This window comes from Shinella curvata (genome assembly GCF_022899935.1).
Taxonomy (GTDB): Bacteria; Pseudomonadota; Alphaproteobacteria; order Rhizobiales; family Rhizobiaceae; genus Shinella; species Shinella curvata.
Genome location: NZ_JALJCJ010000012.1, coordinates 19,321 through 35,626, shown reverse-complemented (window position 1 = coordinate 35,626; position 16,306 = coordinate 19,321). Strand labels below are relative to the sequence as shown.

General features: G+C 58.1%; 12 protein-coding genes. 8 read left to right on the top strand and 4 right to left on the bottom strand.

Annotated features, from left to right (window positions below):
• Positions 1-131: 131 nt before the first annotated feature.
• The 4 genes from MUU55_RS28240 to MUU55_RS28225 all read left to right on the top strand — a co-directional run bounded on the left by MUU55_RS28240 (position 132) and on the right by MUU55_RS28225 (position 8,780).
• Positions 132-995 carry a hypothetical protein gene (locus MUU55_RS28240; RefSeq protein ID WP_244764106.1) on the top strand — a complete coding sequence of 288 codons (864 nt, stop codon included), beginning with the start codon at positions 132-134 and terminating at the stop codon, positions 993-995.
• Entirely contained in the window at positions 988-1,611 is a 624-nt protein-coding gene (locus tag MUU55_RS28235; protein ID WP_244764105.1) for a hypothetical protein, read from the top strand. Before MUU55_RS28240 ends, MUU55_RS28235 begins: the two co-directional genes overlap by 8 nt.
• A 458-nt stretch (positions 1,612-2,069) precedes the next feature.
• On the top strand, positions 2,070-3,044 hold the full coding sequence (locus MUU55_RS28230; RefSeq protein ID WP_244764104.1) for a DUF4238 domain-containing protein: 975 nt from the start codon (positions 2,070-2,072) through the stop codon (positions 3,042-3,044).
• 168 nt (positions 3,045-3,212) lie between these two features.
• Positions 3,213-8,780 (top strand): DUF3320 domain-containing protein, encoded by a 5,568-nt coding sequence (locus MUU55_RS28225; protein ID WP_244764103.1) that lies wholly within the window; start codon positions 3,213-3,215, stop codon positions 8,778-8,780.
• A 392-nt stretch (positions 8,781-9,172) separates the two neighbouring features.
• Here the strand turns inward: MUU55_RS28225 and MUU55_RS28220 are convergent, their stop codons facing one another.
• Entirely contained in the window at positions 9,173-9,706 is a 534-nt protein-coding gene (locus tag MUU55_RS28220) for a DUF6998 domain-containing protein (RefSeq protein WP_244764102.1), read from the bottom strand.
• A gap of 141 nt (positions 9,707-9,847) precedes the next feature.
• Here MUU55_RS28220 and MUU55_RS28215 point away from each other — a divergent pair, with 141 nt between their 5' ends.
• From MUU55_RS28215 to MUU55_RS28205, 3 genes are read left to right on the top strand one after another with little or no spacing between them, the layout of a single operon-like run.
• The gene (locus MUU55_RS28215) at positions 9,848-10,642 is read left to right on the top strand and encodes a TIGR04255 family protein (RefSeq protein ID WP_244764101.1); all 795 of its coding nucleotides are present in this window, start codon (positions 9,848-9,850) and stop codon (positions 10,640-10,642) included.
• Positions 10,642-11,262: a helix-turn-helix domain-containing protein gene (locus MUU55_RS28210; RefSeq protein WP_244764100.1), complete on the top strand. Its 621-nt coding sequence runs from the start codon at positions 10,642-10,644 to the stop codon at positions 11,260-11,262. The genes MUU55_RS28215 and MUU55_RS28210 overlap by 1 nt, the downstream gene beginning before the upstream one ends.
• Positions 11,263-11,298: 36 nt before the next feature.
• Positions 11,299-12,114, top strand: a complete 816-nt coding sequence (locus MUU55_RS28205; RefSeq protein WP_244764099.1) for a hypothetical protein — start codon at positions 11,299-11,301, stop codon at positions 12,112-12,114.
• 15 nt (positions 12,115-12,129) lie between these two features.
• Here MUU55_RS28205 and MUU55_RS28200 read toward each other — a convergent pair whose 3' ends face one another.
• The 3 genes from MUU55_RS28200 to MUU55_RS28190 all read right to left on the bottom strand — a co-directional run bounded on the left by MUU55_RS28200 (position 12,130) and on the right by MUU55_RS28190 (position 15,347).
• Positions 12,130-14,079, bottom strand: a complete 1,950-nt coding sequence (locus MUU55_RS28200) for a hypothetical protein (RefSeq protein ID WP_244764098.1) — start codon at positions 14,077-14,079, stop codon at positions 12,130-12,132.
• Between the two features lie 190 nt (positions 14,080-14,269).
• On the bottom strand, positions 14,270-15,103 hold the full coding sequence (locus tag MUU55_RS28195) for a hypothetical protein (protein ID WP_244764097.1): 834 nt from the start codon (positions 15,101-15,103) through the stop codon (positions 14,270-14,272).
• Positions 15,090-15,347: a hypothetical protein gene (locus MUU55_RS28190; protein ID WP_244764096.1), complete on the bottom strand. Its 258-nt coding sequence runs from the start codon at positions 15,345-15,347 to the stop codon at positions 15,090-15,092. The genes MUU55_RS28195 and MUU55_RS28190 overlap by 14 nt, the downstream gene beginning before the upstream one ends.
• Before the next feature lie 176 nt (positions 15,348-15,523).
• Between MUU55_RS28190 and MUU55_RS28185 the strand changes: the two genes are divergently transcribed.
• Positions 15,524-16,297: an NYN domain-containing protein gene (locus MUU55_RS28185; protein WP_244764095.1), complete on the top strand. Its 774-nt coding sequence runs from the start codon at positions 15,524-15,526 to the stop codon at positions 16,295-16,297.
• Positions 16,298-16,306: the final 9 nt, after the last annotated feature.

The window sequence follows — 16,306 nt, the reverse complement described above, 5'->3', positions numbered from 1 at the left end:
GTCCGCCCAATTCCGCGATCTGCTGACGCGCCGTACCAATATGACTGCCGGTCCTGTGAGGAGGTTGCAAGGCCGGAATTTACAAAAAATTCAACCTGTTGCTGCAGACGTTACCAGCGAGGTCCTGCAACATGACAGTTATAACGAATGAACACATTGAATTCGCACTTGGACGTAAGGGCGCAAAGAAAGCCAAGAAGCGCCGTACGGGCGGAGACGCGAACGATAGTGGTCACGAGTTCGAGAAAGCGTTCACGCTTAGCTCGATACTCGTTGAAATCAATAGAGAACTTACGGGACCAACGCGTTCGCAGGTTGTCCGGTTTCAGTCGCAGCCGTTAGGTTTCGTCGATGATCTCGTGATCTATCGTGGAGCGACTTATTGCGATTATTACGAGCTAAAGAGCGGAACCACGCAGCGTTGCACCACGGCGCTCAAATACAACATAGCTCGTCAGCAAAAGGTTCTATGCGAGAACCGAATTCGCGGCCGGATCAACATCGTTTTGAGGAAGCACCTTGTTCACGCCGGTGTGGCAGTAAAGAGGAGGACGGGCGCTCCCATTTCAATTGTAGGGTTCGAAGAAGACGTTCGCAGAGACTTGAAAGCAATTCTCGGCGCGGTTCCCGACCTCGCAGATAGCTACAAGCTGATAACGTTGAGGATACTATTGGATGGGGCGTGGCATTCATTGGGCCGCAGTGCGGACGTGGCCAAAATTATCGCCGAGTGGAGATTTCTTGCAAACTATGCGGTTTTCTCTTCGTCGCCGACTGGAGTTAGCCGAGCCCTCACCGATTTTTTCACAGATGTCGGTCTCGAACTAAAAGACGAACGAGATGTCGTGAGATTTAAGCTAAACGGGATAGGTGGATTGTTTCTGTTTCCGGTCGGCTCCCCCAGATGGAAGGCATTCGAACGTCACTTGCTTGATGCAAAGCCGAGCGATCCTATGGTCTTATATGAAATCATCGAGAGATTTAATCATGCCTGATGGTAGATCGCCATCCCAATCGGCCAAACAAAACGAAGCACTGTCATTTGAAAACGCCCGGGTGGGGCCTCAAACAGCGTTGGTGTTTGAAAACCGAGACGGTAAAATCATTGACGAGTGGATCAATGGTGATGACCATCAAGCGTACGCGGAAGTCGCATTGTTGTGCTATTGGTTGGACGAGAAAATCGTTAGCACTCCCAAGCCTGTTCGGGTGGCGCAGGTTTATCAGGATTATGAGGACCAGCCCGGTGAAAAGATATCAGATATCGTTTTGGTCAGACCGAACCTTCAACAAGCTGAACCCGTCGCTGCTATGATTTCCAGGGCTGTAGCCTTGACCTCCGTAAAACACGTTAGAATTGTCGCAGACACTGCCAACCACGTAGTTTTCACACGTCTGGGCTTATTACTTGCGAACTGTCCCCTACATTCAATTCACCTTTCAGCGCGCCTGATCGACCATGATCGTCAACCAATTCCGGAAACTTTTAGGGGGGCGGTTATCCACCAGCTTCCTCGTGACCCGTGGATGCCAGAGATCGTTAGGCGTCGGGCATTCGGAAGCGGCCCAAAGCCCGATCACACCCCTAGTGTGAACCGTCAGTTCCACTAGGACGCTATTATCCGCTAAGCCCACTTCCTAAGTCGTGAACCCTCGGCCAATGGAAGCTCTTGTCGCGTCGACCAGCCGGTCAGCTCGCCGTTGCTTTGCCTCGTTTAGACGGCGGACGACGTAGCGGGGGTTGGCGATCCCCCGGTTTGACTTTGATGCGTGCCTCCCCCGGCTTCCAGCCGACCTCATCTAGGGCGCTTCCCAACGTGGGTCTTTTGCCTTCTCGAACGTCCTTCGTACGCGATGCCATGAATGCCTCCCGTCAGCTAGCGCTAGGTTCTGCCCTTTACGGCATACTGGCAAGAGACCTTGTGTAAGCTGCGGCTGGTTTTGGACCGTACGGACGGCGAGGGAGGCTGGTGCGACGGCAATAAGTATCGTGATTTCGATATCGGCTGAACGTGGCAAACACGCTAAGCGTTGATCAAGCCGAGCATAGCGAGATTCGTGGGACTGGAATGAAAAAAAGGGAGTTACGCAGGCAACCGAAAGAAAAGAAGGGGCAGAAGCACCACTACATCCCGCAATTCTACCTGCGCCCATGGCTCGGTGATGACAACCGGCTGGAGGAGTTCGGCCGTGTTCCGCCCAGCAACCAGATTCGTTCTCGCCGGCGAGGTACTGAATCCACCGGCTATGAGTATGATCTTTACACCATTCCCGGCGTGACGGAGGAGACCAAGCAAAACATCGAGCGGGTGTTTATGGGTACAGTCGATAAGACGGCTGCAGCCGCCCGCGATGAACTGCTGCGGGGTAACATTCCCCAAGGCGAGTTACGGCACGCATGGGCGAGGTTTCTGATGTCCATGGCCATGCGGACGCCTGAAGAAATGCGGCGCTTCAAAGAGAACTTCGTCTGGTACTGGATCAAGCCGGTGGCAAAATATCAAGATCGATACGACGCGATCCGCAAACCCGACTGGCCGCCGACGCTGGAAGAATACTTCGTGTCACAAGACCCTCATATGGTGCAGCGGCAAGCGATAGTGCTGGCAACCGACCTGATGCAGCAGGAGAATGTCACGCGACACCTCATGGGGGCGGAATGGTGGGTATTCGACAGCAGCCGTGTGCAGCGGCCCTTCATGACCTCAGACCATCCGTTTGTGATGACTAATGGGCTAAAGCGGCCGGACGGGCACTTTGCTATACCGATTGGTCCTCGGCACCTGTTCGTCGCTTTCATGCAAAAGGATTTTGGTGAGTGGTTTCGCCGGATGCCAACCGGGAAGATTGTCCGCGCCACCAATGAAGCCGTGATCGGGCAGGGGCGGAAATACGTCTATGGTATCGACGGCGCGAATATCGCTGAGGTCCGCCGCCTAATGGGTAAGCGGGAATACATGACCCTGTTGCCGACGATGACCAAGAAGGAAGGCGACGAGGCGAAGGCACATATCTCAAAAGAGATTTGGGATGCATGGCTTTGAGAAGCAACGGGGCAATAGCTGACGGATATTGCCGCTTCGCATCGGCAGCCCAATAAACGATGCGCTAATAATCGTTGTCTTCACCCAGCGACCAGTAGAAGTTGATCTACTATACGCTGGACCTGCAACCCTGTTTATGCATGACTTGTCCCAGCATGGGAGTGGGGCATGGCGATTCAAGCATTCGAAGCAGATCAGACGGCTGAGCAGTCCGTTTTTCAGTCAAGTCTTTCCGTTGAGGCCAAGATCGAGAGAGCTCGGACCGAGCTCTTGGACTTCTCCGCGCGAAACAGACTCCTAAACGTCCCCAAGTTTTCCAAGAGCGCGAAGACGATCGATATAGTCGACGAGAAGGCGGCTGAAGTCTTCCGCATCTTGGTGACCGACGGGAAGGCAATGACCTTCCTCGCGGGAGCCAAGGGACGAGAACCTAAGGATGGCGATAGCAACGAAGAACTGGTCGAGCTTGCATTGCCCGATGACGATGACCGGGACGAGACCGGGCGTCTGCTCCGTCACGGTGACACCAAACTCCAAACCAAGATGACACCGAACGCGCTTCAGAAGAGGCTGCTCGATCTCTATTTTGACGCTCGAACTCTCGAGGAGGAGCAGGGGGTCAACATCCTGTACCTTGGTCTGGGCACGCTGAAGTGGATCGATCCCAACAACGCGGAAAACATCAGGTACGCGCCCCTGATCCTGGTTCCGGTTCTTTTGGAGCGAGGTAGTGCAGCGGAGCGTTTCAAGTTGCGCGCGCGGCAGGAGGATTTCGCGTCGAACCTGTCGTTGGAAGGGTTTCTCGATCGTATCCACAAGATCACGATGCCTGCATTTGAGGTATCGGACCAGTTTTCCTTTGACGATTACGCGGCGCAGGTCGCGGCTGCTGTCTCGGTCAAACCAGATTGGTCGGTACAGCCCGACGACATCGTGCTCGGCTTCTTCTCGTTTGCCAAGTTTCTGATGTATCGCGACCTCGATCCGAGCTTATGGCCACAGAACGCCAAGTTCACGGATCGTCCGCTCATCACGTCTCTGGTTTCAAACGGATTTACGGCGGGCGAAAGTCTCTTGTCGGAAGACGACAAGATCGACGCCCACATTTCCCCGGCGGAAATGACCCACATCGTGGACGCTGACAGCTCCCAGTCGATCGCGATCCACGAGGCCCGCAGAGGTAGGAACCTTGTAATCCAGGGGCCGCCTGGTACTGGCAAATCTCAAACCATCGCAAACATAATTGCAGCCGCCGTTGCCGACGGGAAGACGGTGTTGTTCGTTGCCGAGAAAATGGCAGCCCTCGAGGTCGTCAAACGACGTCTGGATCAAGCTGGCGTTGGCGATGCATGCCTCGAACTCCATTCGAACAAAGCCAACAAACGCGCCCTTCTGGCGGAGCTTCAGCACACCTGGAACCTCGGCGCGCCAAAGGGCGAGCCATCGGACGCCGTCGACCGTGGACTGACGGAGACACGGGATACGCTGAATGCGCACGCCGACCGTTTACATGCCGTCCACCGTCCATACGAGCTGACGCCTTACCAGGTTATCGGCCATCTCTCGCGCCTCCGCCGGGTCGGTGTGCCTCCTTCCGACATCGAGCTCACGGATGCGGTTTCGTGGAATCCGGAAGTCCGCAAGAAGATTGTTGCCCTCCTGACAGAGTTGGCCCAACGAGTTGACGATATCGGCCTTCCTCGGGACCATGCGTGGGCCGGAGTGGGGCTGACGGGTATCACACCGCTTGATCTCGAGAGACTGGTTGCCCGCTTACGGAACGCATATTCGGTTTCGATCCAACTAGCTGCGGATATGCGCGGTGTCACCGACACGATGGAGCGGAAGGCAGTCGACACCCTCGCCGAATTCTTCGTTGAGGTAACGCTATCCGCGCGCCTAGCGACAAGGCCGGACGGTATCGACCTGCCATCGCTCGGTAGTCAGGTGTGGGCGCGCTCCGCCGCCGATATCGGCAAACTACTCAGAGATGGGGCCGACTACGTTCGGCTGGCCGACCGCGTGTCAGGCGTGTTCCTCGACACCGCCTGGTCGGTCGACCCCACCACGACAGCTTCGATCTTAAAACGGCTACCCTCGCAGTTCCCGGATGCCGCTTTTTCGACGTTGGCTCAGTTGAACGCTGCGGTGCCTCGTTTTCTGAACGCGGCGGCGTCTCTCCGATCGATGCTGGGTGTCAACGCGTCTCCGACGCTTGGGTCCATTGGACGGCTGGTTGCGATCGGCGAGCGCGTAGGCGATGCACCGGACGTCAGTCCCGATGCCTTCGTATCCGCGATATGGGAGCGAGGGCTTGAGCAAGCGGGAGACCTCGCCGAGGCCGTTTCGGTCTATCGGGCGGTCAAATCCGAACTTACCGGAAAGGTTGCCGATCAGGCGTGGGATATCGACCTCGCTGCGACCCGAACGGCCGTGGCTGTTCATGGGGACCGATTTCTCAAATTTGCCAGTGGCGATTGGAGGAAGGCTAAGGCGCTGCTCAAGACGGTAATGGACGAGATGCCCCCTGCAGAGACCATTCGGCTGCTCGATCTCCTCCAGAAGGGCAAAGAGGCGCGTGCGACGATCAAGGCTGATGACAGTCTGGGGCGCGCCGCATTCGGCGCGGACTGGCGTGGTGAGAAATCCGATCCGAAGCCCTTGGAAAGCCTGGTTCTTTGGATGCGGAGCCTTCGAGGAGTGAGTTCCGAGGCCCGCCAGATTGCGGGGCGTCTCACGGATAAGTCGGCTGTCGCGGCCCGCTGCGAACAGGTCCGGGCTCTTCTTGATGAGACAAGGCGTCTGTTCCTGTCGGTGTGGTCCGAGCTTGGCGACAAAGCCACGACGATATTCCCGGGAGCGATGGATGTGGACGAGGTCTCGCTCCCACAGGCGGCTCCGGCCCTCAAGGAACTCGCCGCTGCAGACATGGCATTTAAAGAACTCGCGCGTCATGCCCTGCCGGACGTCGGCGCGCGTGTTTTCGCATTGGAATTGCTTTCCTCGGCGCAGGCCAGCAGGCGCACTCTGGATGCTTCGGATCATCTCGGCACGTCTGCGTTCGGACCGCTTTGGCTTAGCGCGAGGTCCGACTGGCCGAGGTTGTCCGAGATTTTTGCCTGGGCGACGGCCAATTCCGATATCCGAGAATTGGCGTCCAGGATTGCTGAGCCCCACGGGAATGCGGAGTTGGCCAAAGCCGCGGCCCAGCTCGGTGAAGAGTTCCTCGCCACGATGGGGGAACTGCTCGGGTTCCTAAAGGCCGAATTGAGCGAAGTCTTCGGAGTGCAAAACCTCTCTGACGTTTCGATCGCGACCGCTTCCGAACGGCTGCGTCGCTGGATCGAAAACGAAGAAGAGCTTTCGAAGTACGCCGCCTACAACGCGCGGGCAATGGACGCCACGCAAGCTGGCGTTGGCCAGGTTGTCGACCGGCTAAGGGATGGCCGCCTCACCACCTCCGATGTGGTTTCTTACTTCGATATGGCGTTCTACGAAGCGATCCTACGTGACCAGCACGCGCACGATCCGGCTCTCGCGCAGTTCGACGGCGAAGTGCATGGCCGTCTGGTCGGCGAGTTCGCCGACCTCGATCGTACCCGCATGAAACTCTCAAGGCTCGACGTCGTTCGTGCCCATCATCGGAAGATTCCCTCCGTTAGCGGGATCGGTCCAGTCGGAATCCTACGGGGCGAAATGGCGCGTCGTCGGAACCACATGCCCATTCGTCAGCTCATGCAGCGTGCATCACAGGCGATACAGGCCCTAAAGCCAGTCATGATGATGAGCCCGTTGTCGATCGCACAGTTCTTGCCGCCCGGTGTTTTGGAGTTTGACCTTCTCGTAATGGACGAGGCATCACAGATTCAACCGGTCGACGCTCTCGGAGCCGTTGCGCGGGCGAAGCAAGTTGTGATTGTCGGCGATGAGCGTCAGCTGCCTCCGACCAAGTTCTTTTCCAAGATGACGTCTGGTGGTTCCGACGAGGATGACGAAGACCAGGACGGCGCGAAGGTCTCGGATATCGAGAGCATTCTGGGGCTCTTCTCCGCGCGCGGTCTTCCGGAACGGATGCTACGTTGGCACTACCGTAGCCGACATGAGTCGCTCATCGCGGTTTCGAACAGTCAATTTTATGACTCGAAGCTGTTTATCGTCCCCAGTCCCTACACTCGGGATGCGGGGATGGGGCTTCGTTTTCATTACGTCGAAAACGGCATTTTCGAAGAGAGCGTCAATAAGGTCGAAGCTAAGGTGGTCGCCGAAGCGATAATCCGGCATGCCCTCGAGACACCTCAGCTCTCACTCGGCGTGGCGGCATTCTCAATCAAGCAACGTCGGGAAATCCAGGATCAACTCGAAATTCTCCGACGTCTGAACCCGAAGACCGAAGAATTTTTCCATTCGCATCCGAGCGAGCCGTTCTTCGTGAAGAACCTGGAAAACATCCAGGGTGACGAGCGGGACGTGATCTTCATATCGGTAGCGTATGCGAAGAACGCCCAAGGCTATATGAGCATGCGCTTTGGTCCCCTCGGTGCTGAAGGTGGCGAACGACGCCTCAACGTTCTCATCAGCCGCGCGAAAAGGCGGTGCGAGGTCTACTCGTCGATTACCGACGAAGACATCGATCTGGAGCGAGGGAAGGGCAAGGGCATCTTCGCGTTCAAACTGTTCTTGCATTACGCGCGGACGGGCCGCATCTCGATGTCCACAAGGGCGGATCGTTCGATGGACAGCGTGTTCGAAGAGCAGGTGATGGCCGCCCTCCAGGAGCGGGGCTATCAAGTTCACCCACAGGTTGGGATCGCAGGCTTCTTTATCGATTTGGCTATTGCTGACGAGAGCGTTCCCGGCAGGTATCTCGTTGGCATCGAGTGCGATGGCGCATCCTACCATGACGCCAGGTCCGCGCGCGATCGCGACCGTCTCCGTCAGGCGGTGCTGGAGGACCACGGCTGGTCCATACATCGTATCTGGAGCACCGACTGGTTTCAGCGTCCGCGGGCGGAACTGGAACGTGTGATATCCGCCATCGATCGAGCCAAAGCGGAGGCGCTTTCGGGCGGTCACGCCGGGGAAAGAGGCACGCGGGCGGTCCCCGTTGAAGTTGTAACGATTGAGCGTGCCGATGTAACCGAGATCGGACTGGAGCAGGTGCATCAGGCCGCCGGGTTGTCGTCCTTCTACGAAGAAGCCGTCCTGAATCCTCAAGTCACAGGCGAGTTACATGAGGCTCCTACCGAGACTATCGCTGGTCTGGTGCGGGAAACGGTGGACGTTGAAGGACCGATACACACCGGCGAGGTTGTAACGCGTATCCGGGCTGCCTGGGGACTGCTGCGTGCCGGGAACAGGATCGATGGCCATGTCGGCAACGCGATACGTATAGCGGTGAACAGCGGCGATGTTCTGAGGTCGGGGGAGTTTCTTCTAAAGCCGGGCGGGGAGGTCCGTCTAAGGGATCGGAGCGTCGCCATGTCGTCAAGTCTTCGACGCCTGGAGCTGATACCACCCATGGAGATCGACGTGGGCCTAAAAGACATTGTCGGCCGGAGCTTGGGAGCAACCGAGGACGAAGCTGTAAACGCGGTCGCGAGGGGCTTAGGATTCAAGGCTACCAGTTCACAGCTCAGGGATATCATTCGTTCGCGCATTGAGACGCTGAAGACCTCGGGGGAGTTGGAAGACCGCGACGGAATGCTCGGCCCCGGTAGCGGACCCGCGAGCCGTTAATGTGGCGAGTGCGGGCAAACGGGCGAGGGAAAATCGGACCGGGCTTCCTGGCCGCGCTTCTGTGCTCCCTGGCCGGATCAGGTTTCGCGAACGAACCCTGCAGCGGTGGCAAGGGCGGGATTGCCGCCTGCCAAGGGGATACCTTCATCTGCAATGACGGATCGGTGAGCGGGAGCAAGAGGTCGTGCGCCGCATACATGGGAGCGTCGGGTTTGCTCGGAGCGGGGGCGGACATGAGGCCGAGCGTCGAGGCTGCTTGTGCCTGCCGGAGCGGTATCTTCTGCGTTGGACCACGTGGCGGCCGCTACTGCCTGAGGGACGACGGGCAAAAAAGCTATCTGAAAAAGTAGGCTTCACAGTATCCCGATGTTGCGAGCCGCAAACCAACAGGCCTAGAGGACAGACTGCAGTCGCAAGCCATCGCAAATTGCCGCGTCGGCCCGCCTGATCTGCGCCAAGGATACCGCTTTCTGTCCTACCCATTCCGTCGGCAGCAGCTTGATCACGGGTTCTTCCGGGCCGTTGTAGACGACCTCGCCCTTGAGGTTCTCGAGATCGAAGACCAGGAAGAGCAGGTGGTCGGCGCGGGTATCCACCATTCTGAAAGCGGGACCGCGATTTGTCCCCGTCGCCTTTACCTGGACGGAGCGGCCGTCCGGGGCATGGCCATCGATGCCCGTTCCATTGCGCGGGGAGAGCTTGAGGCCGAATAGTTCGGCCGCCACAGCCTCGCCGATATCGCCGATCAGGTTGCCGTCGAGGGTGAATTCGAGAGCCGCCGAGCGATAGTGGTCGCGCAGACGGTTCCGGGCGAGGACGAGGTCGGTGATCACGGGAGGGAGGGAAAACGCGAAGGCGGGCGTTCCTGCCGATCCGGGGACGCCCGCAAGTCGAACCATTCCGTCCCCAATGTGCGCCGTTTCCACGCTGGTTCCCCGCTGGTTTATTTGTGATTCATTCATGATGCCGCATGACATTTATTTTACCTCCGGATCAGCCGGCCCCTAGCCGCGACACTTGCATGTGTTTAGTTTTGTGTATAGTGCAGTGGCATCGAAGGGGAAGCGATGATGGAAAAGGTCAAAAACGCTCCGGTCAAATATGTGATCGGCGTCGTTCGCTTTCCGCCCGTCGCCGACCTGGACAAGTTCGCAGGAGCGATCCAGTCAGAACTTGGCGAAGAATATCCTTTCGGCAGTAGCCCGCGTTTCACCGAACTCAGCATCAAGGTCGATGAAAAAGGCGTCGAAGTGACGCCACAGGAAGTCGCTCTTTGGCAGTTCCTGAACGCGGGCCGTACCTGTGGGATCATCGTGAACCAAGGGCTAGTGGGCCTGCACACGATGGCCTACGAGAACCACGAGGATTTCCTCGGCAAGCTGTTGCGTGTCGTCGAGGTGGCCAGGGGCCTCGAGGGAAACCCTTTGCGATTCGTGGAGGCGCTGGCGCTTCGCTATGTGGACCTGATCGTTCCGAGCGAAGGCGAGACGCTGTCCGACTACATGCAGGCCAAGCTCCCGACCGATATCGGGATCGACGGCCTCAAGATGAACGACGGCGTCAACGTGCTGGGAATGAAGAGCTCGGTCGGCAACATCCGGCTGCAGGTTTTCCTCAATCCCAAGACGGTCCTGCCGACCGACCTGATCTCGCCGTTGTTCGCGGACAGCGGCTGGGGGTGGGAACTACCCGAGAGGGAATTCGTTACGATCGACACCGATCACGCGACCGTCTATGCGCCGCCTATCGAAGTTGAAAAGATCGATATCCGAGAACATATGTTCAGCCTCAGGAAACCGATTAGTGATATCTTCAAGAAAATCGCGACTCAGCACGCGATGAAAGTTTGGGGATTGGAATAATGAAAAACGTAAATACCAATCACAGCCTAATCATCATCAACTATCCGCCGGTTGTTCGCGGTCTCGTTCTTGCGGTAGGCGTCGCCTCCGCTTCGACGGCCTATGCGGAACGCCAGCGCATCGCCGCGCCTGAAACGGGCCTTACCACGCCGTGGTACAAACCCGCCGAAGTCGCCGCGTCGGGTCACCACATCAGCTTGCTGGATATGGTGACCGAGCTGAAGAAGGGCGGTTTCCCCGTTGCGTCGATCGCCCAGTTCGCTGGCGTGGAGCGCAAGACCGTCTACTCGTGGCTTGATGGCAGCGCCACGCCGCATCCGGACCGCGAGGAACGGGTCGCCGCCGTGTTTCCCGTCCTCAAGGAGCGCTTCGACGGCGACTTCGTGCTGATGTACCGTGTCCTCCGCGCGAAGGACCGCGACGGCAACAGCCTCGAAAGCCTGTTTCAGGCCCCGAAGATCGATGTCGAGGCCGTGAAGAGGCAACTCGCTGTCCTCGACACGTCGATCAACACGATCAAGGCGGCCGAGGCGCGCAAGAAGGCAAAGCCCGTTAAAGAGATGGCGGGAAGAAACGCCGCGATCGACGAATCCCCGGTTGCTGTGTTCGAGGACATCTGATCTCATTGGTAGCAACGAGATTCTGACGAGTTCGAAATGGCATCATTCGAGGAGGAGGCCACCCAGCTTTTGAAGGCGGGGTGGCAGCAGTGTTCGACGTTCTACCCCAATGAAAAGGTCGGTGGCGATCTCGGGCTTCCCGAGGACGCTATCCTCCTCGTGCTCACACAGGCATGCTCGGTAGTGAGCTCGCCACTGAAGCGCGATCCCGTCATGGAACTGATCGTCGGGACCAAACTCCCGAAATTCAACCCCAAGGCTCCCGAGACGCGTGGCGGCAACGCCCGTAAATTCCATGTCGAACTCGGTGCAGAAGGCAACCGCGCCGCTTACGAACTCGACATCTATCAGCGGCACTTCATTCCCCGCAGCCTGTTTGTCGATTTTGCGCCAAACGGTCCGACATGCTCGGACGAGGACGCCACCAGGGTCGGCAACTGGGTCGGACGGTTCTACACCCGCACCGCGTTCCCGAACGCGCTAGTCGAGGGGTTGAGAACGGAAGACTTCCAGAAACGGCTTGAGGCGGCTCTGTCCGAAAAAGCCAAGAACGGGGAGACTATGCATGAGCAGGTTCGGGTGATTTTCGGCGCGTGGTCGCCAAACGACGAGACCGGTCCGTATACGCTGGACCTTCATATTGCAGTGAGGTCCATCGATGCCGCGGATGAGTTGAACGGAGTCTTGAAAAACGCTTTCGGCATTGCCTACCCGGAAGACAAATTGACAATCGGCTGCGTTGACGTGACGATCTACGTCCACGAGGCTTCGACCCTCACGCTCGATAGTGTCGAGAACTTGCGACGGATCACAGATTGGGACCTCCTCAGCGGCCTCAAGGAAGAAGCCTGATCGGCCGAAGGACCGCTATCGCCGCCCGCGCCTCTGCTCGGACTTCACCCATTCCTCCAGAAACTCGAAGCACCGCTCCAGCGCCTTCTTGTCCTTGCAGTAGTCGATGGGCTTCACGCCACCGAGTTCCTTCCACGCCTGTGTGGGCCACAAGTCGGCGCGGTCACGGCGGCTGATGCGGCTGTAGACCCTGTCCCATAGCTTGCCGACCATTTCCTTATGCAGCTTTTCCGCCGCGGCAGCCTCTCGCTCGGCCTCGGCGAGCCTATCCAGCTCCCGCTGCACGGCCATGAAGCCGCTGGCACTTTCAGCAGCAAGTTCCCGTGACGTTTTGCCGTCATGACCGGGGATGGGTGTTCCGAGAAATACCTCCACGTCCTTTACGGCAAAGATGGCCTGCTCCTCAATCTTGGCAACGCGGTCCGCCGCCTCCCTCGCCAACCGCTCGGCGGTCGCCACCGCCTCTCGCTCGAGGCGAGCAGTTCGCTCTGCCTCCGCACGTTCGCGGGCGCGGTCGCGTTCAATCCTCAGGCGCTGGTACATGCCACCCAAGGCGAGGCCCACCATGTCCTCAGGTAGCTCGTTCGGGTAAGAGCGCTGTATATCGGCTACGGCGGCGGGGATTTTCAGCAGGCGCGCCATCAGGTCGTTAAACTCGACACCCTCGTTCGATAGTAGCGTCTGATCTCGCATGCTGTACTCGGTCGCCCGGCCCTTGAGCCACTTGTCGAAATCCTCGAGACCTCCGTCGTATGGCTGCATCAAGTCTGCGATTGCCTTGACGGCCCCCAGGAGCTGGCTCTTCCGTTTGGCTGGCAGGCCTTCCTTTTCGATCACCGCCCTCAGGTCTTCCTTGAAACGGTAATGCATGTAGTAGGCGTTCCCCCGGGATGCCTTGTACACGACCCCCGCGGCTTGGAGGCGCGCGAGGTATGCGGCGATCTCCTCGTAGGGAGACTTGAAATCTTCCGCCACTTCGCTGGCAATCCAGCGCGCGTGTTCAGACTTCACGTTCCGCAGGCCCGGCTTTGCCCATCGCTCTGACCATGACTTGGCAATATCGAGAGCGATGAGCGGCTGGTTGTTGTCGGCTTGATAGAGCCTGTCGAAAATGGCCGCCTGCCATTGACGGCGGTAGACAATGAAGGCGGACGGACGGTCGTCATCGGTATCGAGGTGCGCTGACAAGCCGCGGCGGACCATCGCGTCCACCAGTGTTTGCGCCTGCTTGTGGTTTCGGGGATAGCCCTCGCGATAGATATCGACGAGACGTTGAGCCTCCGCTCGTTTGGCTGCTTCCTGCCTCTGGCGATCTTCCGCGATCTCCGCCGCCTTGGCTTTGACCTCGGCACTGTGGATCAGCCTGCGGGGCGCGAGATCGAGGATAGTGTCGTCAAGTTCATCCAGCGGAACGGCGCGATATGCGGAAACCATGATTTCGAGGACTTCAACGCTCATGGCATCGAGCTTCTCGATCTTCGAGGGCGGGCAGAGATGGGTGTTTGCGATCTCGATGAAAATCCGACGGCCGTCAGACATGGTCGCGGTGACGTCCGGGATCAGTTCCCCCGCAACCATTTCGAGCCTAACATCGGTGAGCTCGACAGACCGCTCCGGCGTGACCTCAATGGTGTTCCCGTCTAGTCCGACGACGGATGTGGCGGGGAGGGTGACCCGGCGGTGTTGGGCGATGATCTCCTTGGCGCGGATGTGAAGTGCGGTCTCGCCAGCAGTTGTGCAGTCGTAGACCATGTCTTCGGGGCGGTGAGCGAAGGAGTGGGCGCGAACCTCGCCGCCGTTCCGGGCAATCAGCTGTCTGTCACAGCCGAAGCATTTGCATCCGCATGCCAGGCCGTTGGCGACCTCGGATATGTGACGGAGCGAACCATTCACAGCATCCTTGGCGACAAGGATCATGCCCTCGTCGTGTGGAAATAGGTCTGCAATGGTGATCTTCGTAGTCATCAGCGACCTGAAACATCGTCAGGGCTGGAGGCTAGACCGGAATTGTCGTTTCCGGAAGGCGCTGGTGTCCGAAAGGAAAGCGGATCATCCCTTCCGGGCCGCCAAGGTGTGTTCGCTCTATGTAGTGGGATGGCAGGCCCTCGTTTACGGGCCGAGCCGTGTTCGCGCACGAAAGCGATGCATTTCGATCTCACATTCGCCGTGGGGCGGGCGAGATCATTTCGCTGGCAATCTCTGAAGATGTCGGCCAGGGAGCCTGAAGTTCCGCTTCCAAGGTCTCATAGACGTCGAGCCGTGTGACGTCGGGTAGAACCGGCCGCCCATTCTCGAGAAACGCCACGCCATCATAGCCTCGCGGAACCGACGCCACAAAAGATTCGGCCCTTTCGAGCGCCGCCCTGAGGCTACGGCTTATATCACCAGCATCAAGCCCCTCCATGCCGAGAAGCCGATCGTAGTCATCCTGGCGATAGGTTCCGCCGCGACGGATATCGGCGATAAGGCTTTCAGGGGTATATCCCGCATCTTTCGCTGGAGCAGCCCAGATAACTGCGGCCAAGGGAACGTGGTGGGCATCTATGTAGAGCAGATCAACGATGTCTCTAGGTTCACGTCGAGAGGCCGCGCACAGTGCCTTATTGGTGGCCAGATCAAACATATCGAGCTTGTACCCGAACGTTTCATCCTGGACAGCCGGGAAGAACCTGAATGCGCTGTCTACAACCCATTCAAGCACCGTGCTCTCGTTTTCTTTCCGGATTACGGCTCGGTAGAATTCCGGCTTTCGAGCATCCCAATGTAGTTCGAACCCCGCGCGCTCCAGAAGGCCCACATCTACATCAACGCTTTCAGCAAGTATTTTTACGCGATCTTCATGACCGACGAGGTCGTGAAAGATGTCGATATCATTCGAGAGGCGCGAGGCACCTGCGTTGATGGCAGTGCCTCCACCGATATGATTAGCTGGGTTCCTGTTTTCGCTTATAGCAAGAAGCGCCTGGCGCTGAATGTTAAGGAGCGCCAAGGCATGCGTCCTCGAGCCGTAGGGCAAAACGCCTAGTAGCCATGTTCCCTTCGCGCTTCAGGCGGGATGCGGCATCGAGAACATCGGCAACGGAAGGTTCGTCCATCTCCTTCGTTGACCAGAAGCACAACGAACCATAATTTTCGAAGGCCTTATGATACAGCGATGCAACGCCCGCCGTTGCCGGTTGGCTGAGGTCTAACTCTCCAATGTCGCATTTGCTCAGTCTCGCAAAGCTGGTCATGGCACTTCTCTCAATTTCCACATAAAATAGGTCATAGTGCACCGTGTAGCAAGTGGCCGGCACTTTCGCCACCGAGCAAGTCGGGGGTATCCGTATCGTCTGGCAGATAGAAAACTCGCGGCTACGTGTTAGTCTCAAGTTTGATGAACCATGCTATTACGTAGGGAATTTCGGATTTGACTGCAGACACACTCGCGCTCTTGATCGACGGAGACAATGCGTCGCCAAAAGTCATCTCGGGCCTCCTGGCGGAGATCGCGACCTACGGGACCGCTAGCGTCAAGCGAATCTACGGTGATTGGACGAAACCGAACCTCAACGGCTGGAAGGAGTGCCTGCTCGAACACTCGATCCAGCCCGTCCAACAGTTCGCCTATACGACGGGGAAGAACGCCACCGACGGCGCGATGATCATCGACGCCATGGACCTTCTGTATACGGGCCGCTTCTCCGGCTTCTGCATCGTGTCCAGCGACAGCGACTTCGCAAGACTGGCGGCACGTATCCGGGAGCAGGGAGTGACGGTCTACGGCTTCGGCGAGCGCAAGACACCGAGACCGTTCATCACTGCATGCGACAAGTTCGTCTATGTCGACGTGCTTGGGGGAGATAGAGCCGAGCCATCTCCGGAAAAGACGGCATCCGCGCCGAAGAAGGTAAAACCGACGGCGGAAAACGGCGCGGCGTCACAGGGCGTAGCCGCAAGCGGCAAGCTCGACAAGGCGGCCCTGGTGATGCTCCGCAAGGCGGTGGAGGCGTCGGCCGATGATGATGGCCGAGCCAACCTAGCCCGGGTCGGGGCACACCTCTCGAAACAGTCAGCCGACTTCGATGCCAGAAACTACGGATACGCGAGGCTTAGCGATCTTGTAGAGGCTTCTGGCATACTCGAGGTAGAGCGGGTAGGCGGACAGAATAAGGTCGTGACGGTGAAGCTGAAGGTCGGCTGAGAACCGCGG